Annotated in this window: 13 protein-coding genes and 1 other RNA gene; 5 read left to right on the top strand and 9 right to left on the bottom strand. The window is 61.8% G+C overall.

The genetic code is table 11. The features are described from left to right. Window positions 1-47: 47 nt before the first annotated feature. Together CAF77_RS16545 and dnaX are read right to left on the bottom strand one after the other, a co-directional pair. Window positions 48-386, bottom strand: a complete 339-nt coding sequence (locus CAF77_RS16545; protein ID WP_007951650.1) for a YbaB/EbfC family nucleoid-associated protein — start codon at window positions 384-386, stop codon at window positions 48-50. 67 nt (window positions 387-453) lie between these two features. Further along, window positions 454-2526 (bottom strand): DNA polymerase III subunit gamma/tau, encoded by a 2073-nt coding sequence (gene dnaX, locus CAF77_RS16550; RefSeq protein ID WP_064378767.1) that lies wholly within the window; start codon window positions 2524-2526, stop codon window positions 454-456. Between the two features lie 145 nt (window positions 2527-2671). Between dnaX and CAF77_RS16555 the strand changes: the two genes are divergently transcribed. Beyond that, window positions 2672-3421 carry an ABC transporter substrate-binding protein gene (locus tag CAF77_RS16555; RefSeq protein ID WP_085655240.1) on the top strand — a complete coding sequence of 250 codons (750 nt, stop codon included), beginning with the start codon at window positions 2672-2674 and terminating at the stop codon, window positions 3419-3421. Window positions 3422-3430: 9 nt separating this feature from the next. Here the strand turns inward: CAF77_RS16555 and CAF77_RS16560 are convergent, their stop codons facing one another. The 7 genes from CAF77_RS16560 to CAF77_RS16590 form a co-directional block, all read right to left on the bottom strand. Continuing rightward, window positions 3431-5389 (bottom strand): hypothetical protein, encoded by a 1959-nt coding sequence (locus tag CAF77_RS16560; RefSeq protein ID WP_085655241.1) that lies wholly within the window; start codon window positions 5387-5389, stop codon window positions 3431-3433. A 245-nt stretch (window positions 5390-5634) separates the two neighbouring features. Further along, window positions 5635-5731: signal recognition particle sRNA small type (gene ffs / locus CAF77_RS16565), an RNA gene on the bottom strand. Between the two features lie 111 nt (window positions 5732-5842). After that, on the bottom strand, window positions 5843-7009 hold the full coding sequence (locus tag CAF77_RS16570; RefSeq protein WP_085655242.1) for a putative zinc-binding metallopeptidase: 1167 nt from the start codon (window positions 7007-7009) through the stop codon (window positions 5843-5845). A 153-nt stretch (window positions 7010-7162) separates the two neighbouring features. Next, window positions 7163-9520, bottom strand: a complete 2358-nt coding sequence (gene ligA, locus CAF77_RS16575; RefSeq protein ID WP_064378763.1) for an NAD-dependent DNA ligase LigA — start codon at window positions 9518-9520, stop codon at window positions 7163-7165. An 88-nt stretch (window positions 9521-9608) separates the two neighbouring features. Beyond that, entirely contained in the window at window positions 9609-10475 is an 867-nt protein-coding gene (zipA, locus tag CAF77_RS16580; protein ID WP_064378762.1) for a cell division protein ZipA, read from the bottom strand. Between the two features lie 258 nt (window positions 10476-10733). Next, window positions 10734-14222: a chromosome segregation protein SMC gene (gene smc, locus CAF77_RS16585; RefSeq protein ID WP_064378761.1), complete on the bottom strand. Its 3489-nt coding sequence runs from the start codon at window positions 14220-14222 to the stop codon at window positions 10734-10736. A gap of 2 nt (window positions 14223-14224) precedes the next feature. Further along, window positions 14225-14884: a GntR family transcriptional regulator gene (locus CAF77_RS16590; protein ID WP_011333269.1), complete on the bottom strand. Its 660-nt coding sequence runs from the start codon at window positions 14882-14884 to the stop codon at window positions 14225-14227. A 266-nt stretch (window positions 14885-15150) separates the two neighbouring features. On the opposite strand from CAF77_RS16590, the gene xdhA reads away from it, so the two are divergent. From xdhA to guaD, 4 genes are all read left to right on the top strand, one after another. Then, window positions 15151-16605, top strand: coding sequence for a xanthine dehydrogenase small subunit (gene xdhA, locus CAF77_RS16595; RefSeq protein WP_085655243.1), 1455 nt, complete (start codon window positions 15151-15153; stop codon window positions 16603-16605). Further along, a complete protein-coding gene (xdhB, locus tag CAF77_RS16600; RefSeq protein WP_011333267.1) occupies window positions 16598-18991 on the top strand; it encodes a xanthine dehydrogenase molybdopterin binding subunit in 2394 nt (797 codons plus the stop codon). The genes xdhA and xdhB overlap by 8 nt, the downstream gene beginning before the upstream one ends. Window positions 18992-19118: 127 nt before the next feature. After that, window positions 19119-19976, top strand: coding sequence for a xanthine dehydrogenase accessory protein XdhC (gene xdhC / locus CAF77_RS16605; protein WP_085655244.1), 858 nt, complete (start codon window positions 19119-19121; stop codon window positions 19974-19976). 13 nt (window positions 19977-19989) lie between these two features. Further along, window positions 19990-21294 carry a guanine deaminase gene (guaD, locus tag CAF77_RS16610; protein ID WP_085655245.1) on the top strand — a complete coding sequence of 435 codons (1305 nt, stop codon included), beginning with the start codon at window positions 19990-19992 and terminating at the stop codon, window positions 21292-21294. Window positions 21295-21463 lie beyond the last annotated feature (169 nt).

A 21463-nucleotide genomic window follows, 5' to 3' on the forward strand; every position in this document is an offset into this window, starting at 1 on the left:
CGCGATGCCTGGCATTTTTTGTAGCTCATCCAACCCGCAAAGGCGAATCAGAACGGCAGTTTCATACCGGCCGGCAGGTTCATGCCCGCGGTCATGCTGCCCATTTTCGCCTGGCTGTTGGCTTCGATCTGACGCACAGCGGCGTTGACGGCAGCGGCCACCAGATCCTCGACCACTTCGCGGTCATCTTCGTCCAGGCCCGGCAGTACGCTCGGGTCGATGCTGACTTTCTTCACGTCATGACGACCGGTCATCACCACGGTGACCAGATCGCCACCGGCTTTGCCGGTGACTTCGGCGTTGGCCAGCTCTTCCTGCATCTTGGCCATTTTTTCCTGCATCTGCTGCGCCTGCTTCATCAGGCCGGCCATGCCACCTTTCATCATGGGAATCACCTCAAAAGTACTTGGATCAAAACAACGCCCGGCCATACAGGCCGGACGCCCTCAGTTATTAGCCCTGACTGACCAGGGCGTCGACAGGTTCAATAGTATCGTGTCGCACGACCGCACCGAACTGCTGCACCATCTGCTGGATGAACGGATCGCCGTGGATCGACTCCTCCGCCTCGCGCTGACGGTTGGCACGGCGCCGGGACGCGGCCTGGGCCGGGGTTTCCTGCTCGGGCTTGATCAGCTCGATGGTCAGGGTCAGCGTGCGCCCGTGGAACTGGTTCAGCGCATCGTTCAGACGACGTTGCTGGGTGGCGTTGAACAAGGCGCTGTGGGCCGGGTCCAGGTGCATCAGCCAGTTGTCGCCATCGACCGCGATCAGCGTGCAGTTGGCGGCGATGCTGCCGGTCATCCCGGAGATCGGCAGTTGCGGGAACAGCTCCAGCCATTGCAGGGCCAGGCCGGTGGCCGGCGCGGCGGCGGGTTCCGGCTCGGGTTCGGGGGCTGGCTCTGCGGCGTGCTCGCTGGCCAGATCGTCGAGGTAACTGTAGGCCGAATCCATGTCCGGCTCGATGTAATCCTCGTCGAGCGGCGGCTCGTCGTCCATGTCCATGCCCGGTGTGGCGGCATCGACGTCGGCTACCGATGGCTCGGGGATCGGCGCGGCGGCCCACTCCGGTGCGTCCGGCACGACGCTGTCCGGGGTCGGCAGCGGCATTGGCGGCAGGTCCGGCTGCTCGGCGGTGGTTTCCAGCACCGGCTCGACCGCTGGCTGCTGCACAGGCGCCGGCTCTACCGGGTCATTCCACGGCAGATCGACGACTTCTTCGACGGCGACCGGCTCGGGCTCGGGCTCAGGAACGGGCTCAGGAACGGGTTCAGGCGCAATCACCGGGGCAACCGGTGCAGGCTCGGGAGCTGGCGCCGGCGCAACAGCCGCAGCAACTACCGGCGCAGGTTTCGGCGCGGCAGCCACTGAGTTTGCGGAATCAACTGTGGCCTGGCTGATCCCCACTGGCTTTAGCGGTTGCCTCGGGGCGTCCGCCGTGTCTGCCGGCCGGAAGGCCAGCATCCGCAGCAGCACCATTTCGAAACCGCCTCGCGGGTCCGGCGCCAGCGGCAAGTCGCGGCGACCGATCAGGCCCATCTGGTAATAGAACTGCACGTCTTCGGCCGGCAAGGCCTGGGCCAGGGCCAGCACCCGGTCACGGTCGCCGTGGCCGTTGTCGACACCTTCCGGCAAGGCCTGGGCGATGGCGACACGGTGCAGCACGTTGAGAATTTCCGAGAGCACGCCGTTCCAGTCCGGGCCCTGTTCGGCCAGGTGGCGCACGGCTTCGAGCAACGCCTTGGCGTCACCTTCGATCAGCGCGTGCAGCACGTCGTAAACCTGGCCGTGATCCAGCGTACCGAGCATCGCCCGCACATCGGCGGCCAACACCTTGCCTTCACCGAAGGCAATGGCCTGGTCGGTCAGGCTCATGGCGTCACGCATCGAACCGTCCGCCGCGCGGCCGAGCAGCCACAGCGCGTCGTCTTCGAACGGGACGTTTTCGGCGCCCAGAACGTGGGTCAGATGCTCGACGACCCGCTCAGGCGTCATGTTCTTCAGGGAGAACTGCAGGCATCGCGACAAAATCGTTGCCGGAAGTTTCTGCGGGTCGGTGGTCGCCAGGATGAACTTGACGTAGGGCGGCGGCTCTTCGAGGGTTTTCAGCAGCGCATTGAAAGAATGGCTGGAGAGCATGTGCACTTCGTCGATCAGGTAGACCTTGAAGCGCCCGCGGCTCGGGGCGTACTGCACGTTGTCGAGCAGCTCGCGGGTGTCCTCGACCTTGGTCCGGCTCGCGGCGTCGATCTCGATCAGGTCGACGAAACGGCCTTCATCGATCTCGCGGCACACCGAACACTCGCCGCACGGGCTTGAAGTGATACCTGTTTCACAGTTCAGGCATTTGGCGATGATCCGCGCAATCGTGGTCTTGCCGACGCCCCGCGTACCCGTGAAGAGGTAGGCGTGGTGCAGGCGCTGGCTGTCCAAGGCATTGATCAGAGCCTTGAGCACATGGGTCTGGCCGACCATTTCGCGGAACGAGCGCGGACGCCATTTACGTGCAAGAACCTGATAACTCATCGAAAACCGTCGCGGCAAAGGAAGCAGAAGCGGCTAATGCTAGCGGAGCAAGGGCAAAATTGCATCCGGTGTGCTCGTCTATTCTGGCTAAGCTGCATGGGCAGGGGCTTTTATCGGTTCGGGATCGGGAATTACCGGAGCGTTTATGCGGTGGGCCGTGGGGGCAATACTGGGAATCAGCCTGAGCGCGATGGCGTCGCAACCGCCGCTGCGCTTCGCCGTTGCCGACAGCTGGGCGATGCCGATGGTGCAGATCGAACGCGGCCGCCCGACCCAGGGCATCCTCTACGACATGATGCTCAGCCTGGCGACCCAAGTCGGCGTGCCGGCGCAATTTCACGTCCTGCCCCGCGCCCGGGTGCAGAACGCCATGGAACACGGCGAAGTCGACGTGCGCTGCTATGCCGCACAATCCTGGCTGCCGAACCTGTCCGGCGATTACATCTGGAGCCTTCCGCTGTTCTTCCAGCGTGACCTGCTGATCAGCCGCCAGGACCAACTACCCAACGCCGATCCGGCCCACCTGCCCCGCCAGTCGATCGGCACCGTGCTTGGCTACAGCTATCCCACGCTCCAACCGATATTCGACGCCGATCGACTCTGGCGCGAAGACGCGCGCAATCAGGAGCAGGTGCTCGACAAACTGCTGGCCGGCCGGTATCGCTACGCAGTGAGCAATCAATGGACGCTGGACTGGTTCAACCAGCGCCTGCTCCCCGGGCAGCAACTGCAGGCGGTGGCGGTGTTGCAGGAGCAGAAGGTTGGCTGCTATGTACGCAATGATCCGAACGTGCCGGTGCAGCAGATATTGAGGACGTTGCTGCGGATGAAAATGTCAGGGGAGATTGATGACATTATCCGGTTGTATACCGGCAGCGCGGGCGGCGAACCGTAAGCCCGAACCTCAATGCCCCGCCGTATCACGAAACCGCTGGTACTCGTGATACTCGACCCACTCAACCACATCGTACGGCACGTAAAGCTTCAGTCTGGCGCGAGAGATGGCGATGTACACGGCGCAGATCCGCTGATCGAACGCGTAGGCGTCCTTGAATTTCTCGTTGGTCAACAACCCCGGTGTCAGTAGCACCTTGTCGAACTCCATGCCCCCCGCCTCTTCCGCGAGCATCAGCAGGCAGCCGTTGCCGGCGTTGTCGATCATTCGGTTCAGGCGCGTCAGGTCGGCAATCATGAAACCGTTTTCCAGCTTGGCCTTGACCCGCAGAAACGACTCGTCAAACCGGTTGGCGTCGCACACGGCCTGCCAGTCTGGCAGGTCGCTGAAGTACGGATGCACGCCGTTTTCGCTGAATTCGGAACGGTAGAAGTCAGGTTTGAACAGTTCGATGGCGGTGGCCATGAAATGCTTGAGGTCTTGCTGGGTTCGCTTGTCCGGAAATCTGAACTTGCAGTTGGAGTCGTGCAGGTGGATGGCCCAGATCATCGTGTCCCACAGCGATGCCGTCAGGACCACGCAGCCCTCGGGCGGCACGAAACCTTCCGGATATTCCTTGATGATGACGTCAGCATCACTGGCGCCCTCGAACGGAATCTTGCCCTTCTGCGAATGCCGGGCGATCAGCGGATTGACCAGCCGCTCGACGTTGCGGCCCGAGCGCACGGAATAGCTGATATCGCTCTGGCGAACCTCGCGGTGCCGCTTGACCGGTACGCCGCTGGCCTGCTGGTACTCGTCGCCGAGAGTGATCAGCACCTGGCGGCCGCGTTCGATGATCTGCAACAGCGAGCCGGGAATGTCCTGGCTCTCATCGATCAACACGTGCGTGTAGCGCGCCGGCACCACGCAACCGGCGATGCAGGCGCGCTTGATCATCAGTAGCGCTTCGAACCCGGTCTGGCTGCCCCACGCCGGGTTGAGTTCGAGATAGCCCCACACCCGGCTCGAATACTCCAGCAACACTTGAGCGTCGACGCTGGAGAGCGGCTGGTTGAAATGCGGCAGATGCTTCGCCGAAAAGGTGTGATCGCGGAAGCGGCAATAGCGCTCGATCACTTTGAGGCAGAGTTCAAGGGTCGCCTGTCCATCGTGGTGGTGGAAACCGTAGATTTTCAGTTCCTGCGCCAGCGCCTGTCGACTCAGAATCCGAGTCGCCCCTTCAGCCTGAGGCCTGCGCCCGAGCATCAGTGACTGTGCAAACGCCAGGAAGGTCTTGCCGGCCTTCTTCTCGCTCGGTCCTGTCATGCGCTGGCGAAGGACCTCCAGCTTGGCCGGGGTGCGCGCCAACAATAAGGTCTTTTCCGGGCGCAAGTGCTCCAGCAAAGCGACCAGCAGATGGCTTTTGCCGATCCCCGCGTAGCCTTGAACGTGCAGGTCTTCGTCCAGGTTGGCGCGGAAGGTTCTGACCAGCTTGTCCTGCGCCGGGCTCAACCAACGCTCGCGTTGCCGGGGCGTCACGATCGGCTGGCTGAACGGGTCATGGCTGCGATGGCGCCGGACTTTGTATTCAAAATCCCACTGGCCATCGGACAACAAGTAGTCGCGGGCCGATATTTCTTCGGCCAACAGAAAACGCAGGTTCAGAGGGTTCAGGACCTTCAGACCGAAATACAGTTTGCGCGGGTCGAACAATCGCTGCGCTTCGGACAGCAGGCTCGCAGTCGCTGACTGTCGGTTTTCGGCAGCCCAAGACAAAAGTTTGGCCAGAATTTTCTCAGCCGCCACGGCGCCGAGATCCTGCTCTTTCGTCTGCACCAGATTCTGGATAACCAACACTGCCGCCAACTCGGGATCAGTGAGGGCTTCGAGGGCTTTGGCGCCACTCGCCTGCAACAGGTTCGCGCAGGTTTCATCCGTGACGGGCAAGAACACAGGGATGGATAAATCGGAATGTTCCGGGAGCATAAAACCTCGCGGCCAGGGCGCAGACCTTGCAAGGTCGATCCTGGCCAGACTCTTCATTTATTTCGTTGGTGGCGAGTATGCGGGATTGAAGAGCAAATGATTACCCCGTGTCGACGCCATCGCGAGCAGGCTCGCTCCCACAGGGTGTGCTGACTCGAACGACAAATCGCAGGCATAAAAAAACCGCAGTGGGTGAAACCCATGCAGTTCGGTGTTGAATCGTTCGATGTTCGTTAAGGTGGTAACCCTACCAGCCACACCCCGGCACACAATGTTCCCGCTGTGGCTGCTGCCTTCCGGCTCTGACCAGGTTCACGGGTAATCGTTGCGGGGGGACCGATAGGGTCACCATAACGACACTCGCCTGTCGGCGAGCCGCGCCATTGTACCTATCTGAGACGAAGTTACAACCGCTGGTTGCAGATTAAAAATATGAAGGGCTTCAAGCACTTGCTATTGCGCCTGAAGCACCTCGTCGGCGCGGCCGCCCTCTTGCTGGATCACCAGATGAATGAAGTGCAGCTTGGCGATCGCCGCCGGCGGCAGGACGAACGGATAGAAATCCGGCTGACCCATGCTGCGCGACAGTTCGTTGAGCATGCCGGCCAGTTCGATCCACGCATTGACGAACGACAGGAACGCCGCGCCGCCGGGATGTTCGGGGTCGTACAGCGTGCTCGACGGAAACGGCTGGTAGTCGAGGTCCATCTCCCGGGCACTCATGCCGAAGCCCAGCGCCGTGTCCACCGCGTCCATCATGTGCAGGTAATGCGCCCAGGTTTCCGCCCAGTCTTCCCACGGGTGCATGGTGGCGTAGGCGCTGACGTAGTGCTGCGACCAGTCCGCCGGCGCGCCCTGTTGATAATGCCGTTCCAGCGCCTCGGCATAACTGGCGCGCTCGTCGCCGAACAGATTGCGGAATGAACCGAGCCACGGGCCGTTGTCGATCAGGCGATCCCAATAGTAATGCCCGACCTCGTGACGAAAGTGCCCGAGCAACGTGCGATAGGGCTCGTGCATCTGCGCCCGGACCCGCTCGCGGTGGGCGTCGTCGGCTTCTGCGATGTCGAGGGTGATCAGGCCGTTGGCGTGACCGGTCATCGGCGCATTGCCCTCCAGATCGACGCCGATGAAATCGAAGGCCAGGCCGGTGGCTTCGTCGACGGTTTTCGGGACGACCGGCAGGCCGAGGCTGATCAGTTGCGCCACCAGCCGCCGCTTGGCGATTTCCACCTTGCGCCAGCGTTCGGGGTTTTCCGGGACGGACAAATCGGGGATGGTGCGGTTCAGAGCGCACGCCGCGCACAGGCTGGCGTGATCGTTGGCGGGCAGCAGCCAGTTGCAGGCCGCAGGAGTATCGAGGTTGGCGCAGCGCCGGAACAACCCGGCTTCGGGATCGACATCCAGCGTCCAGGTGCCCTCCTGCGGGCCCGGTTGCAGCGAGGTCAGCCGACTGTATTCCGGTTGATAGCCCAGCGCCGCGTTGCAGGCCAGGCACTGACTGTTGCGAAAGAACAGCGACTGGCCGCAACGGCACGGCCAGATTTTGCTGTTGCGCGAGAATTCGCCCATTAACGGCGCGACGATGCGGGAACTGAGCTGCTCGAAAAAGCGGTACATGGCGATCTCTCCCTTGGGCTTGCCAAGACTAGATCATTCCTGCACGCAGATCGTTCCCACGCTCCGCGTGGTAACGCATACCGTGACGTTCTGCGTCACAGCGGACGCGGAGCGTCCGGGGCGGCATTCCCACGCGGAGCGTGGGAACGATCATCAGGCGCTGATACCGTGTCCTTTCAGGAACGCGATAAACGCCTCTTCATCCATCACTTTCACGCCCAGCTCGTTGGCCTTGGTCAGTTTCGACCCCGCACCCGGTCCGGCGACCACGCAATGGGTCTTGGCCGACACCGAACCGGCGACCTTGGCGCCGAGGCTTTCCAGGTGTTCCTTGGCCACGTCGCGGCTCATCAGCTCGACCTTGCCGGTCAGTACCCAGGTCTCCCCGGCCAATGGCAGGCCTTCGACGACTTTCTTTTCGCTCTGCCAGTGCATGCCGAAATCGCGCAATTGCTTCTCGGCGTCTTCAGCCAGTTGACGATGCTCGGGCAAGGCAAAGAACTCGCGAACCGAGTTGGCCTGTTTCTCCGGCAATGCCTGGCGCATGTCCAGCCAGTCCGCGTTCATCACCCCTTCCAGCGATTCGAACTTGTCCGCCAGCTTCTGCGCCCCGCCCGGGCCCACCGAGGGAATGTGCAGCTTGTCGAGGAAGCCGCCCAGCGTGGTGCTCGCGGCAAACTCGGCGCCCAGCTCGCCCTGATCCTGAATCTGCAAACCATGACCCAGCAGCTCGGTGATCACCTGCCGGTTGTGCGCATCTTCGAAGAAGCTGTGAATCTCGTGCGCCACTTCCAGGCCGATGTCCGGCAGATACGTCAGTACTTGCGGCAAGGCTTGCTGGACGCGCTCCAGCGACCCCAGCGAGCGGGCCAGCACCTTGGCCGTCTCTTCGCCGACATCCGGAATGCCCAGCGCATAGATGAAGCGCGCCAGACCAGGCTTCTTGCTGTCTTCGATAGCGGTCAGCAACTTGTTGCTCGACACTTCGGCAAAGCCTTCCAGATCGACAATGTCCTCGAACTTCAGCGCATAAAGATCAGCCGGCGAACTGACCAGCCCCTCATCGACCAATTGCTCGACACTCTTGTCGCCGAGGCCTTCGATGTCCATCGCCCGACGGGAGACAAAGTGAATGATCGCCTGTTTGAGCTGCGCACCGCAGGCCAGTCGGCCGACGCAGCGATACACCGCACCTTCGCTGATGGTTTCCTTGCCCTTGCTGCGTTTGACCAGTTGCGTGCGCTCGACGTGGGATCCGCAGACCGGGCAGCTTTCGGGAATCTGCACAGGGCGCGCGTCTTCCGGACGACGCTCCATGACCACTTGCACCACTTGCGGGATCACGTCACCGGCGCGGCGAATGATCACCGTGTCACCGATCATCAGACCCAATCGTGCGACTTCATCCATGTTGTGCAGCGTGGCATTGGCCACCGTGACGCCAGCGACCTTGACCGGTTTCAAGCGCGCCACCGGGGTGACGGCGCCGGTGCGGCCGACCTGGAATTCCACGTCGAGCAGCTCGGTGAGCTCTTCCATGGCCGGGAATTTGTGGGCGATGGCCCAGCGCGGTTCGCGGGCGCGGAAGCCCAGTTCGCGCTGATCGGCAATGCTGTTGACCTTGAACACCACACCGTCGATTTCATAGGCCAGCGAATTACGGCGCTCACCGATATCGCGGTAATAATCCAGGCATTCGCCGATGCCCTTGGCCAGTTTCAATTCGTGGCTGATCGGCATGCCCCAGGCTTGCAGTTGCTTGAGGTTGCCGATGTGAGTGTCGGAAATATCGTGGGACACCTGGCCGATGCCGTAGCAGCAGAATTCCAGCGGCCGGTTGGCGGTGATCTTCGAATCTAGCTGACGCAGGCTGCCGGCGGCGGCGTTGCGCGGGTTGGCGAAAGTCTTGCCGCCGACTTCCAGTTGCGAGGCGTTGAGGCGTTCGAAACCGGCCTTGGACATGAACACTTCGCCACGCACTTCCAGCGTCGCCGGCCAGCCCGTGCCGTGCAGCTTCAGCGGAATGTTGCGCACGGTGCGCACGTTGACGCTGATGTCTTCGCCGGTGGTGCCGTCGCCGCGCGTGGCACCGCGCACCAGCACGCCGTCCTGATACAGCAGGCTGACCGCCAGACCATCGAGTTTCGGCTCGCAGCTGTATTCTACCGCCGCGCCACCACCAAACAGATCGCCGGCCGGCAGATCCAGACCTTCGGTCACCCGGCGGTCGAACTCGCGCATGTCGGTTTCTTCGAAGGCGTTGCCGAGGCTGAGCATCGGCACTTCGTGACGCACCTGGGTGAACGCGGTCAGCGCCACGCTGCCGACGCGCTGGGTCGGCGAGTCGCTGGTGATCAGTTCCGGGTTGGCCGCTTCCAGCGCCTTGAGCTCGTGGAACAACCGGTCGTACTCGGCATCCGGAATGCTCGGTTCATCGAGGACGTGGTAACGGTAGTTGTGCTGATCGAGTTCAGCGCGCAGCTCTAGAATGCGGTCTTTGGCGGCAGTCATGGGTGTTCTCTCATAAAGCAAAAGAGCAGCCGAGGCTGCTCAATCTATTTTGCCGATTGCCCCTTTATTGCGAGGCAACCTTTTTCAATCAACGCTTCTGGGTCAGGGCGCGACGTTCGAATTCAACGATGCGCTGACGGTAGTGCTCGATGGTCTGCGCGGTCAGGACGCTGCGCTGGTCATCTTTCAATTCACCGTTCAGTTCCTGGGACAGCTTGCGGGCTGCCGCGACCATCACGTCGAAGGCCTGCTTCGGGTGACGCGGGCCTGGCAGGCCGAGGAAGAAGCTCACCGCCGGGGTGCTGAAATGGTCGATGTCGTCCAGATCGAAGATGCCCGGCTTGACCGCGTTGGCCATGGAGAACAGCACTTCACCGTTGCCAGCCATGCTTTCGTGACGGTGGAAGATATCCATCTCGCCGAAACGCAGACCGCTTTCCAGAATGTTCTGCAGCAGTGCCGGGCCCTTGAAGCCGGCCGGATCGCGGCAGATCACGCTGATCACCAGCACTTCTTCGGCTTGCGGCTGATCTTTATCGGCAACTGCAGGCGACGACTTGGCGGCAGGCTCTACGAAATCATCGTCGCGGCTGCTGAAGCTCGGGCCGCCGTCCAGATCCAGATCGAGGTTAAGGTCGCCCTGGGCCGGACCGTTGCTGCCACGCTTGCCGCGCTTGGAACCGGATTCGCGAGGCTCGCGTGCTTCGCGGGCCGGCATGCTCACCGATGGCAGATCGTGTTCGTCCAGTTGCGGCTCTTTATGGGTATCCAGCACGCGGGCCGGGCCCAACAGCTCGGCGCTGGTGTCCTCGTCCGGCAGGTTGGACAGACTTCGGTCAAGACGGAATTTCAGTTTTCCCTTGCCACCGCGCATACGGCGCCAGCCATCGAAAAGAATACCGGCTATCACAATGATGCCGATGACGATCAGCCACTCGCGCAGACCGATTTCCATGTAATCCCGTGCCTCTATAAAAAATGCTGAAAAATAAGGGGTTTACACTGTGCAAACCGCTTTAAAACGTGGCGCCAACTCTATGTTCTGACAGGCGTTTTGCCCACGTATACGAAAAATTGACATTAAACTAGCACGACCAAAGACAACTTTACACCGTCTGTCTCATTGGCTTGCGCGATTATGTCGATTGGCCAGCAAGTCGAAGCCGGTAAATATGTCCTACAGACTACAAATACCTTTTCCGACAGCGCCGGCTCAGGCATCCACCATCGCCATCGCCTCCTCGACATCCACGGCTACCAGTCGCGAACAACCCGGCTCGTGCATCGTCACGCCCATCAACTGGTCAGCCATTTCCATGGCGATCTTGTTGTGGGTGATATAGATGAACTGCACGGTCTGCGACATCTCTTTGACCAATCGTGCGTAGCGTCCAACGTTAGCGTCATCCAGTGGTGCGTCAACCTCATCGAGCATGCAGAACGGCGCCGGATTCAATTTGAAGATCGCAAAAACCAGTGCCAGCGCGGTCAGGGCCTTCTCGCCACCGGAGAGCAAATGGATGGTGCTGTTCTTCTTCCCGGGCGGTTGCGCCATGATCGTCACCCCTGTATCGAGTAGATCTTCGCCCGTCAGTTCCAAATACGCCCGCCCGCCACCGAAAACTTTCGGGAAAAGTGCCTGTAAACCGCCATTGATCTGATCAAAGGTATCTTTGAAACGGTTACGGGTTTCCTTGTCGATCTTGCGGATGACGTTTTCCAGGGTCTCCAGTGCTTCGACCAGATCGGCGTCCTGGGCATCCAGATAACGTTTACGCTCGGATTGTTGCTGGTATTCGTCGATCGCCGCGAGGTTGATCGCGCCCAGGCGCTGAATGCGCGCGGCAATGCGTTCAAGCTCTTCCTCGGCAGCCTTCTCGCTGGCCTCGGCAGTCAAGGTGTTGAGCACGCCGTGCAGATCGTAGCCGTCTTCCAGCAATTGATCCTGCAGGGCCTTGCGGCGCACGGTCAGGGCCTGCCATTCCATGCGTTGCTGTTCGAGCTGGCCACGGATCAATTGCGATTGCTGTTCGGCCTGAGTCCGGCGTTTTTCCGCGTCGCGCAGTTCGCGATCGGCATCTTCGAGGGCGATCTGCGCGGTCTTGAGTTCGTCGTCGACGCTCATGCGCTTGTCGAGCAATTCTTCAAGCTTGAGGCGCAGTTCTTCCAGCGGCGCTTCGCCCTCCTCCAGATTCAGGCTGAGCTGTTCACGTTTTTCGGTGAGGCGCTCGGCCTGCATTTCCAGACGTTCAAGGGCCTGACGGGTCGAATCATGCTGCGCCCGCAGCGAGCCAAGACGCACGGCCAATTGATGGGCGTGATCCTTGTGCTGGCGGGCTTCCTGACGCACTCGATCCAACCGTTCGCGCAGGCTGTCGCGCTGGGCCAGCAGCAATTCGCGCTGCTCGGTGTCGAGGGCCATGGCGTCGAGAGCATCCTGCAACTGGATCCGCGCTTCGCCGATGTTTTCGTGTTCCAGCTCGCGCTGTTCAGCGAGTTCGACCAGCTCTTCGTCGAGGCGGGTACGACGCAGGTTCAACTGCTCGGCCTTGGCTTTGCCAGCGGACAGCTGAGCTTTCAATTCGCCTTGCTGACGGGCTTCATCCTGCAACAGTCGACGCAAATGTTCGCGACCGTTTTCCTGCTGACGCTGTTGCGCGCGCAGGGTTTGCAAACGGGTTTCCATGGCCTCGACCGTGGCTTCGCGCTCTTCGCGTTCCGCATGCAGCGATTCGATTTCCTGGCCGCGCGCGAGCATGCCGCTTTCGGCTTCGCTGGCGCGGCGCACCCGCAGAAAGTGCCGGCCAACCCAGTAACCGTCACGACTGATCAGGCTCTGCCCGGCAGCCAGTTGGCCACGCAGGGCCAGCGCCTGTTCAAGGCTGTCGACCGGTTTGACCTGGGCGAGCCAAGGCGACAAGTCCACCTGCGCCTCGACCTTGTCCAGCAGGCTGCCGGCCACGCGTACACCGTCATTACCGGGGCTGAGCAAACGCAGATCGCCCTGGGCAAAACCGGACAGATCGAAGCCGTCGAAATCATCCACCAGCACCGCTTGCAGGTCGGCGCCGAGTACGGTTTCCACCGCCAGCTCCCAACCGGCCTCGACCTTCAGGCCTTCGGCCAGACGCGGGCGTTCGGCGAGGTTGTGTTCTTTCAGCCATTCGGCAGTGCCGGTGCCCGGATCGAGCGCAGCCTGCTGCAAGGCTTCGAGGGATGCGAGTCGGCCATTGAGGCGCTGCAAATCGCCCTGCGCCTGTTGCTGCGCGGTCAGCGCCTGCTGCAATTCCTGGCGCAGTTGCTCAAGTTTTTCGACCTGGGCTGCTTCGCTGGTCTGCAAATCTTCAAGGGTGGCTTCGGACTCGGCGAGCTGCTCGCTGAGCTCCATGATCGCCGCATCCTCGGGATCGGCCGACAGCAGCGCCCGCTCTTCACTCAGGCGCTTTTGCCGATCGGCCAGACGCTCCATGCTGGTTTCCAGCTGCTGGATGCGCGACTGCTGCACTTCGGCCTGACGACGCGGTTCGGCGGCGGTCAGGTTGAAGGCGTCCCACTGCTCCTGCCAGCCGTGCATGACGGTTTCGGAATCTTCAAGCGCCGCGGCGGCTTCTTCAGCGGCGGCGTTGGTGATTTCCTGCTCAGGGGTCAGTTGATCGAGTTCTTCGCCGAGGGTCAGCAGCAAGGTGCGGTCGTGCCCCAGGTGCGATTCGGTTTCCAGGCGTGCGCGCTCGGCTTCTTTCAGATCGTCCTGCAATTGGCGCAAGCGCTGCTGACCGTGCTGGATGCTCTGCTCGACCCGGGCGATGTCGCCGCCGACCGAATAGAAGCGCCCCTGCACCAGATTGAAGCGCTCGGACAGGTCATGGTGACCGTCGCGCAGGCGTTCAATGGCGGCGTCGGCGTTGCGTTGCTCGGCGACCAGCGCTTCGAAGCTGATTTCCTGGTTGCCGATGATCGATTCACGCTGGCTGACCTGATCGTTCAGATCCTGCCAGCGCAAGGCCGACAGTTGCGCCTTGAGCTGGCGTTCTTCGGCCTTGTATTCCTGATACTTCTTGGCGGCCTCGGCCTGCCGGTGCAGGCGTTCGAGCTGGCGCTCAAGCTCTTCACGCAGGTCGGTGAGGCGGGCAAGGTTTTCGTGAGTGCGGCGAATGCGGTTTTCGGTTTCGCGCCGGCGCTCCTTGTACTTGGAGATGCCGGCGGCTTCTTCGATGAAATTACGCAGGTCTTCGGGTTTGGACTCGATCAGCTTGGAGATCATCCCCTGCTCGATGATCGAGTAGCTGCGCGGACCGAGGCCGGTGCCGAGGAAGATGTCGGTGATGTCGCGACGACGGCATTTGGCGCCGTTGAGGTAATAAGTCGTCTGGCTGTCGCGGGTCACTTTGCGGCGGATCGAAATTTCCGCATAAGCGGCCCACTCGCCCAGCAGCGTGCCGTCGGAGTTGTCGAACACCAGTTCGATGCTCGCCTGGCTCACCGGTTTGCGACTGGTCGAGCCGTTGAAGATGACGTCGGTCATCGACTCGCCGCGCAGGTTCTTGGCCGAGCTTTCGCCCATTACCCAGCGCACGGCGTCGATGATGTTCGACTTGCCGCAACCGTTCGGCCCGACGACCGCCGCCATGTTGCTGGGGAAGTTCACCGTGGTCGGGTCGACGAAGGACTTGAACCCCGCCAGCTTGATGCACTTGAGCCGCAAGGTCAGGCAACCGTCAGGGCGGACACCACCAGATCGCAGCTGCGCTGGGCGTAAGCCGTCAGCACGATGCGGATCTGCGGCAGGTCACGGGCGAGGACGGCGGCGAGCAGGCGTTCGAACAGTTCGAGGAATTCGCTCATCTCGGCCTTGCGCTGTTCCAGCGCGAGGAAATACGCACGGCTCATGGCCGGTTGCAGGTTCTCGACGGTTTCCTGCAGGTACGGGTTGTTGGCGAACGGATACGCGGCGCGCATCACGTTGAAACTGTCGTCGACGAAGGTGCGGATGTCCTGACGCTCGTAGCTGGCGGTCAGGCGTTGCTGGATCTGCACGAACGGCGCCATGTCGGCCTGCGTCTGCCAGCCATTGGCCACGGCGTTGCCGAGCAGGATGTACAACTCGCTCATCAACGTGCACAGGCTCTGCACCTTGTGCGCCGTCAGTTCGGTGACGTGGGCGCCGCGGCGCGGCAGGATCGCGATCAGGTGACGGCGCTCGAGGATCAGCAAAGCTTCGCGGACAGAGCCGCGGCTGACGTTCAGCGCCAGCGTGACCTTTTGTTCCTGGATGCGCTCTCCCGGCTTCATTTCGCCGCGAATGATCCGTTCGGCGAGGTGGTGAGCGATTTGCTCGGCGAGGCTGTCCGGCGCCTTGAACGTCATGGTTGTCCTTCAAACTCTTCGATCTGCACAAGCGGCGCAGTGTAGCGCAATGCGCGGTCATGGCGGAGTGCCCGCACAGCGGTTTTTGGCACGAATCCCGCAAAAAAGCGCTTGATCCAATGAGGGTCAATACTGAAGAGACACGAGGTTGAGCGACAAAACGGCTTTTCCTGACCTTTAAGTCAGAAAACCATTGACCGAAAAGTCAGACCTGCTAAATTCGGCTCAAGTCGCTCAACAACAATAATGAGTCTGCGAGGCCTTCCGTGATCCAGTTTTTACTTAACCAGGAACTCCGTAGCGAGCACGCCCTGGACCCGAACCTGACTGTGCTCAACTACCTGCGTGAACACGTGGGTAAATCCGGCACCAAAGAAGGCTGCGCCAGCGGAGACTGCGGCGCCTGTACGGTGGTGGTCGGCGAGTTGCAGACGGATGACGATGGCCGCGAGCACATTCGCTATCGCAGCCTCAACTCGTGCCTGACGTTCGTTTCGTCGCTGCACGGCAAGCAATTGATCAGCGTCGAAGACCTCAAGCACAAGGGCGAACTGCACAGCGTGCAGAAAGCCATGGTCGAGTGCCACGGTTCGCAGTGCGGTTTCTGCACCCCCGGTTTCGTGATGTCGCTGTTCGCCCTGCAAAAGAACAGCGATGCACCGGATCAGGCCAAGGCCCACGAAGCGCTGGCCGGCAACCTCTGCCGCTGCACCGGCTACCGGCCGATCCTGGCCGCCGCCGAACAATCCTGCTGCGGCAAGCAACCGGATCAGTTCGACGCCCGCGAAGCCGAAACCATCGCCCGCCTCAAAGCCATTGCCCCGACGTCGATCGGCGAACTCAACAGCGGCGACAAACGCTGCCTGGTGCCGCTGACCGTGGCCGACCTGGCCGATCTCTACGACGCTTATCCACAGGCCCGCCTGCTGGCCGGCGGCACCGATCTGGCGCTGGAAGTCACGCAGTTCCACCGCACCCTGCCGGTGATGATCTACGTCGGCAACGTCGCCGAAATGAAGCGCATCGAGCACTTCGAGGATCGCATTGAAATCGGCGCTGCCACCGCCCTCTCCGACTGCTACGAAGCGCTGAACGCCGAGTACCCGGACTTCGGCGAACTGCTGCACCGCTTCGCCTCGCTGCAGATCCGCAACCAGGGCACCCTCGGCGGCAACATCGGCAACGCCTCGCCGATCGGTGACTCGCCACCGCTGCTGATTGCCCTCGGCGCGCAGATCGTGCTGTGCAAGGGCGAGACCCGCCGCACGCTGGCGCTCGAGGATTACTTCATCGATTACCGGGTCACTGCGCGTCAGGAAAGCGAGTTCATCGAAAAGATCATCGTGCCTCGCGCCACGGCCGAGCAGCGTTTCCGCGCCTACAAAGTCTCCAAGCGTCTGGATGACGACATCTCTGCCGTCTGCGCCGCGTTCAATCTGCGGGTCGAGAACGGCGTAATCACCGACGCCCGCGTCGCCTTCGGCGGCATGGCCGCGATCCCGAAACGCGCCGCTCACTGTGAAGCCGTGCTACTCGGTCAGCCGTTCAACAACGCTGTGATCGAACGTGCCTGCACCGCGCTGGGCGAGGATTTCACCCCGCTTTCGGACTTCCGCGCCAGCAAGGAATATCGCCTGCTCAGCGCGCAGAACCTGCTGCGCAAATACTTCATCGAACTGCAAACACCGCACATCGAGACTCGGGTGACCGCTTATGTCTAACCATCACGGCGTAGAGAAAACGCAAGCTGAACTGGCTGAATTGTTCGCCAAGGACCTGACCACCGGCGTCGGCCGCAGCGTCAAGCACGACAGCGCCGCCAAGCATGTGTCCGGTGAAGCGCAGTACATCGATGACCGCCTGGAATTCCCCAACCAGTTGCACGTTTACGCGCGGTTATCGGATCGCGCCCACGCGAAAATCATCAGCATCGACACCCAGCCTTGCTACGCCTTCGAAGGCGTGCGCATCGCCATCACTCACGAAGACGTGCCGGGCCTGAAAGACATCGGCCCGCTGCTGCCGGGCGATCCGCTGCTGGCCATTGATGACGTGCAGTTCGTCGGTCAGCCGGTGCTGGCCGTGGCCGCGAAAGACCTGGAAACCGCACGCAAGGCCGCCATGGCCGCGATCATCGAATACGAAGATCTGGAACCGGTGCTGGACGTGGTCGAAGCCCTGCGCAAACGCCATTTCGTACTCGACAGCCACACTCATCAGCGTGGTGATTCCGCCAACGCCTTGGCCACGGCCGAGCATCGCATTCAAGGCACGCTGCACATCGGCGGCCAGGAACACTTCTATCTGGAGACCCAGATCTCCTCGGTGATGCCGACCGAAGACGGCGGCATGATCGTCTACTGCTCGACCCAGAACCCCACCGAAGTGCAGAAACTGGTGGCTGAAGTCCTCGACGTGTCGATGAACAAGATCGTGGTCGACATGCGCCGCATGGGCGGTGGTTTCGGCGGCAAGGAAACCCAGGCCGCGAGCCCGGCCTGCCTGTGCGCGGTGATCGCGCACCTCACCGGCCAGCCGACCAAGATGCGCCTGCCGCGTGTCGAAGACATGCTGATGACCGGCAAGCGTCACCCTTTCTACGTCGAGTACGACGTCGGTTTCGACAGCACCGGGCGCCTGCACGGCATCGCGATGGATCTGGCCGGTAACTGCGGCTGCTCGCCTGACCTGTCGGCCTCGATCGTTGACCGGGCGATGTTCCACTCAGACAACTCGTATTACCTGGGCGATGCGACCATCAACGGTCACCGCTGCAAGACCAACACCGCGTCGAACACCGCGTACCGTGGTTTCGGCGGGCCGCAAGGGATGGTCGCGATCGAAGAAGTGATGGACGCCATTGCCCGTCACCTGAACCTCGATCCGCTGGCCGTGCGCAAGGCCAACTACTACGGCAAGACCGAGCGCAACGTCACCCATTACTACCAGACCGTCGAGCACAACATGCTCGAAGAGATGACCGCCGAACTGGAAGAAAGCAGCCAGTACGCCGAGCGCCGCGAAGCGATCCGTCGCTACAACGCCAACAGTCCGATCCTGAAAAAAGGCCTGGCGCTGACCCCGGTGAAATTCGGCATTTCCTTCACTGCCAGCTTCCTCAATCAGGCCGGTGCACTGGTGCACGTCTACACCGACGGCAGCATCCACCTGAACCACGGCGGCACGGAAATGGGCCAGGGCCTGAACACCAAAGTCGCCCAGGTCGTGGCTGAAGTGTTCCAGGTGGAAATGGACCGCGTGCAGATCACCGCGACCAACACCGACAAGGTGCCGAACACCTCGCCGACCGCAGCCTCCAGCGGCGCCGACCTCAACGGCAAAGCGGCGCAGAACGCTGCCGAAACAATCAAGCAGCGGCTGGTCGAATTCGCCGCGCGGCACTACAAGGTCAGCGAAGAGGACGTGGAATTCCACAACGGCCACGTACGGGTGCGTGACCACATCCTGACCTTCGAAGCGCTGATCCAGCTGGCGTATTTCAATCAGGTGTCGCTGTCGAGCACCGGGTTCTACAAGACCCCGAAAATCTACTACGACCGCAGCCAGGCCCGTGGCCGGCCGTTCTACTACTTCGCCTTCGGCGCGGCGTGCTGCGAAGTGATCGTCGACACCCTGACCGGCGAGTACAAGATGCTGCGTACCGACATCCTCCACGACGTCGGCGCCTCGCTGAACCCGGCCATCGATATCGGCCAGGTCGAGGGTGGTTTCGTTCAGGGCATGGGCTGGCTGACCATGGAAGAACTGGTCTGGAACAACAAGGGCAAGCTGATGACCAACGGCCCGGCCAGCTACAAGATCCCGGCCGTGGCGGACATGCCGCTGGACCTGCGGGTGAAGCTGGTGGAAAACCGCAAGAACCCGGAGGACACGGTGTTCCACTCCAAGGCTGTGGGTGAGCCGCCGTTCATGCTCGGCATCGCCGCGTGGTGTGCGATCAAGGATGCGGTGGCCAGCCTTGGCGACTACAAGCATCAGCCGAAGATCGACGCGCCGGCGACCCCGGAGCGGGTGTTGTGGGGTTGCGAGCAGATGCGCCAGCTCAAAGCGGTGAAAGCCGTCGAAGCTGAAACCGAGGTTGTTTGATGATCGTTCCCACGCTCTGCGTGGGAATGCAGCCCGCGACGCTCTGCGTCGCATCCTGAACAGCGGACGCGGAGCGTCCAGTGATGCATTCCCACGCAGAGCGTGGGAACGATCTGAGAGGTGAGATATGTACAACTGGATCGACGCCCTCGCCGACCTGCAGAACCAGGGCGAACCCTGCGTTCTGGTGACGATCATCGAAGAACTCGGCTCGACGCCGCGCAATGCCGGCTCAAAGATGGTCGTCAGCGCCCGCCAGACGTTCGACACCATCGGTGGCGGGCACCTGGAGTACAAAGCCATGCAGATCGCCCGCGACATGCTCGCCAGCGGCAGGCAGGACACCCATCTGGAGCGCTTCAGCCTCGGCGCCAGCCTGGGCCAGTGCTGCGGCGGCGCCACGGTGCTGCTGTTCGAACCGATGGGCCAGGTGCAGGCGCAGATCGCGGTGTTCGGCGCCGGTCATGTCGGCCGTGCGCTGGTACCCTTGCTCGCCAGCCTGCCCTGCCGGGTGCGCTGGATCGATTCACGGGAAGAAGAATTCCCCGAACAGATTCCCCACGGCGTGCGCAAGATCGTCGCCGAGGAACCGGTGGATGAAATCGACGACCTGCCCGCCGGCAGCTACTGCATCGTCATGACCCACAACCATCAGCTGGATCTGGAACTCACCGCCGCGATCCTCAAACGCAACGACTTTACCTGGTTCGGCCTGATCGGTTCGAAAACCAAACGGGCCAAGTTCGAACATCGCCTGCGTGATCGTGGTTTCGACGCCAGTGTCGTGCAACGCATGCGCTGCCCGATGGGCATCGGCGAAGTCAAAGGCAAGTTGCCTGTGGAAATCGCCATCTCCATCGCCGGCGAAATCATCGCCACCTATAACGCCAATTTCGGCCAGCACACCGCCAGTGCCGAACCGATTGCCAAACTGCTGCCGGTTTCGCGCCGCAGTCAGGCCGCCACACTCAAAGCCTCAAACTGATTAGAGAACCCTCATGCCTCTGACTCGCAAAGCCTACCGCGCCGCCATCCTGCACAGCATCGCCGATCCTGCCGAGGTCGGCATCGAAGCCTCCTACGAGTATTTCGAGGACGGCCTGCTGGTGGTCGATGACGGCAAGATCAGTGCCCTCGGCCACGCCAGCGAACTGCTCCCGACGCTGCCGGCGGACATCGAGATCACCCATCACAAGGATGCGCTGATCACCCCGGGCTTCATCGACACCCACATCCACCTGCCGCAGACCGGCATGGTCGGCGCCTATGGCGAGCAACTGCTGGACTGGCTGAACACCTACACCTTCCCGTGCGAAAGCCAGTTCGCCGACAAGGCCCACGCCGATGAAGTGGCGGACATTTTCATCAAGGAACTGCTGCGCAACGGCACCACCACCGCGCTGGTGTTCGGCAGCGTGCACCCGCAGTCGGTGAACTCGTTCTTCGAAGCGGCCGAGAAGCTGGATCTGCGGATGATCGCCGGCAAGGTGATGATGGATCGCAACGCGCCGGACTACCTGACCGACACCCCGGAATCGAGCTACGTCGACAGCAAGGCGCTGATCGAGCGCTGGCACGGCAAGGGTCGTCTGCACTATGCGGTCACCCCGCGTTTCGCCCCGACCAGCACCCCGGAACAGCTGACGCTCGCCGGCCAGTTGCTCAGCGAATACCCGGATCTGTACATGCAGACCCACATCAGCGAAAACCTCAAGGAAGTCGAATGGGTCAAGGAGCTGTTCCCGGAGCGCAAGGGCTATCTGGACGTCTACGATCACTATCAATTGCTCGGCGAGCGCTCGGTGTTCGCCCACGGCGTGCACCTGTGCGACGACGAATGCGCGCGCCTGGCGCAGACCGGTTCGGCGGTCGCGTTCTGCCCGACCTCGAACTTCTTCCTCGGCAGCGGCCTGTTCAACCTGCCGATGGCCGAGAAGCACAAACTGAACGTCGGCCTCGGGACTGACGTCGGCGGCGGCACCAGTTTCTCGCTGCTGCAAACCCTGAACGAAGCCTACAAGGTGATGCAACTGCAAGGTGCGCGCCTGAGCCCGTTCAAGTCGCTGTACCTCGCCACCCTCGGCGGCGCACGGGCACTGCGCCTGGAAGACAAGATCGGCAACCTGCAACCGGGCTCCGACGCCGACTTCCTGGTGCTGGACTACAACGCCACGCCGCTGCTGAGCTACCGCTTGAAGCAGGCCAACAATATTGCCGAAACGTTGTTTGTGCTGATGACCCTGGGCGATGACCGCACTGTGGCCCAGACCTATGCGGCGGGTGCGCTGGTGCACCAGCGCTAACTGATTGCTCGATCGTTCCCACGCTCTGCGTGGGAATGCCTCTGGGGACGCTCCGCGTCCAGTGACGCGGAGCGTCACGGGCTGCATTCCCACGCAGAGCGTGGGAACGATCAGGAGAGCAAAAAAATCCCCCGGTACTTTTCAGTCCGGGGGATTTTTATTACCTGTC

The sequence above is a fragment of the Pseudomonas sp. R15(2017) genome, from assembly GCF_002112685.1.
Lineage (GTDB): Bacteria > Pseudomonadota > Gammaproteobacteria > Pseudomonadales > Pseudomonadaceae > Aquipseudomonas > Aquipseudomonas glycinae.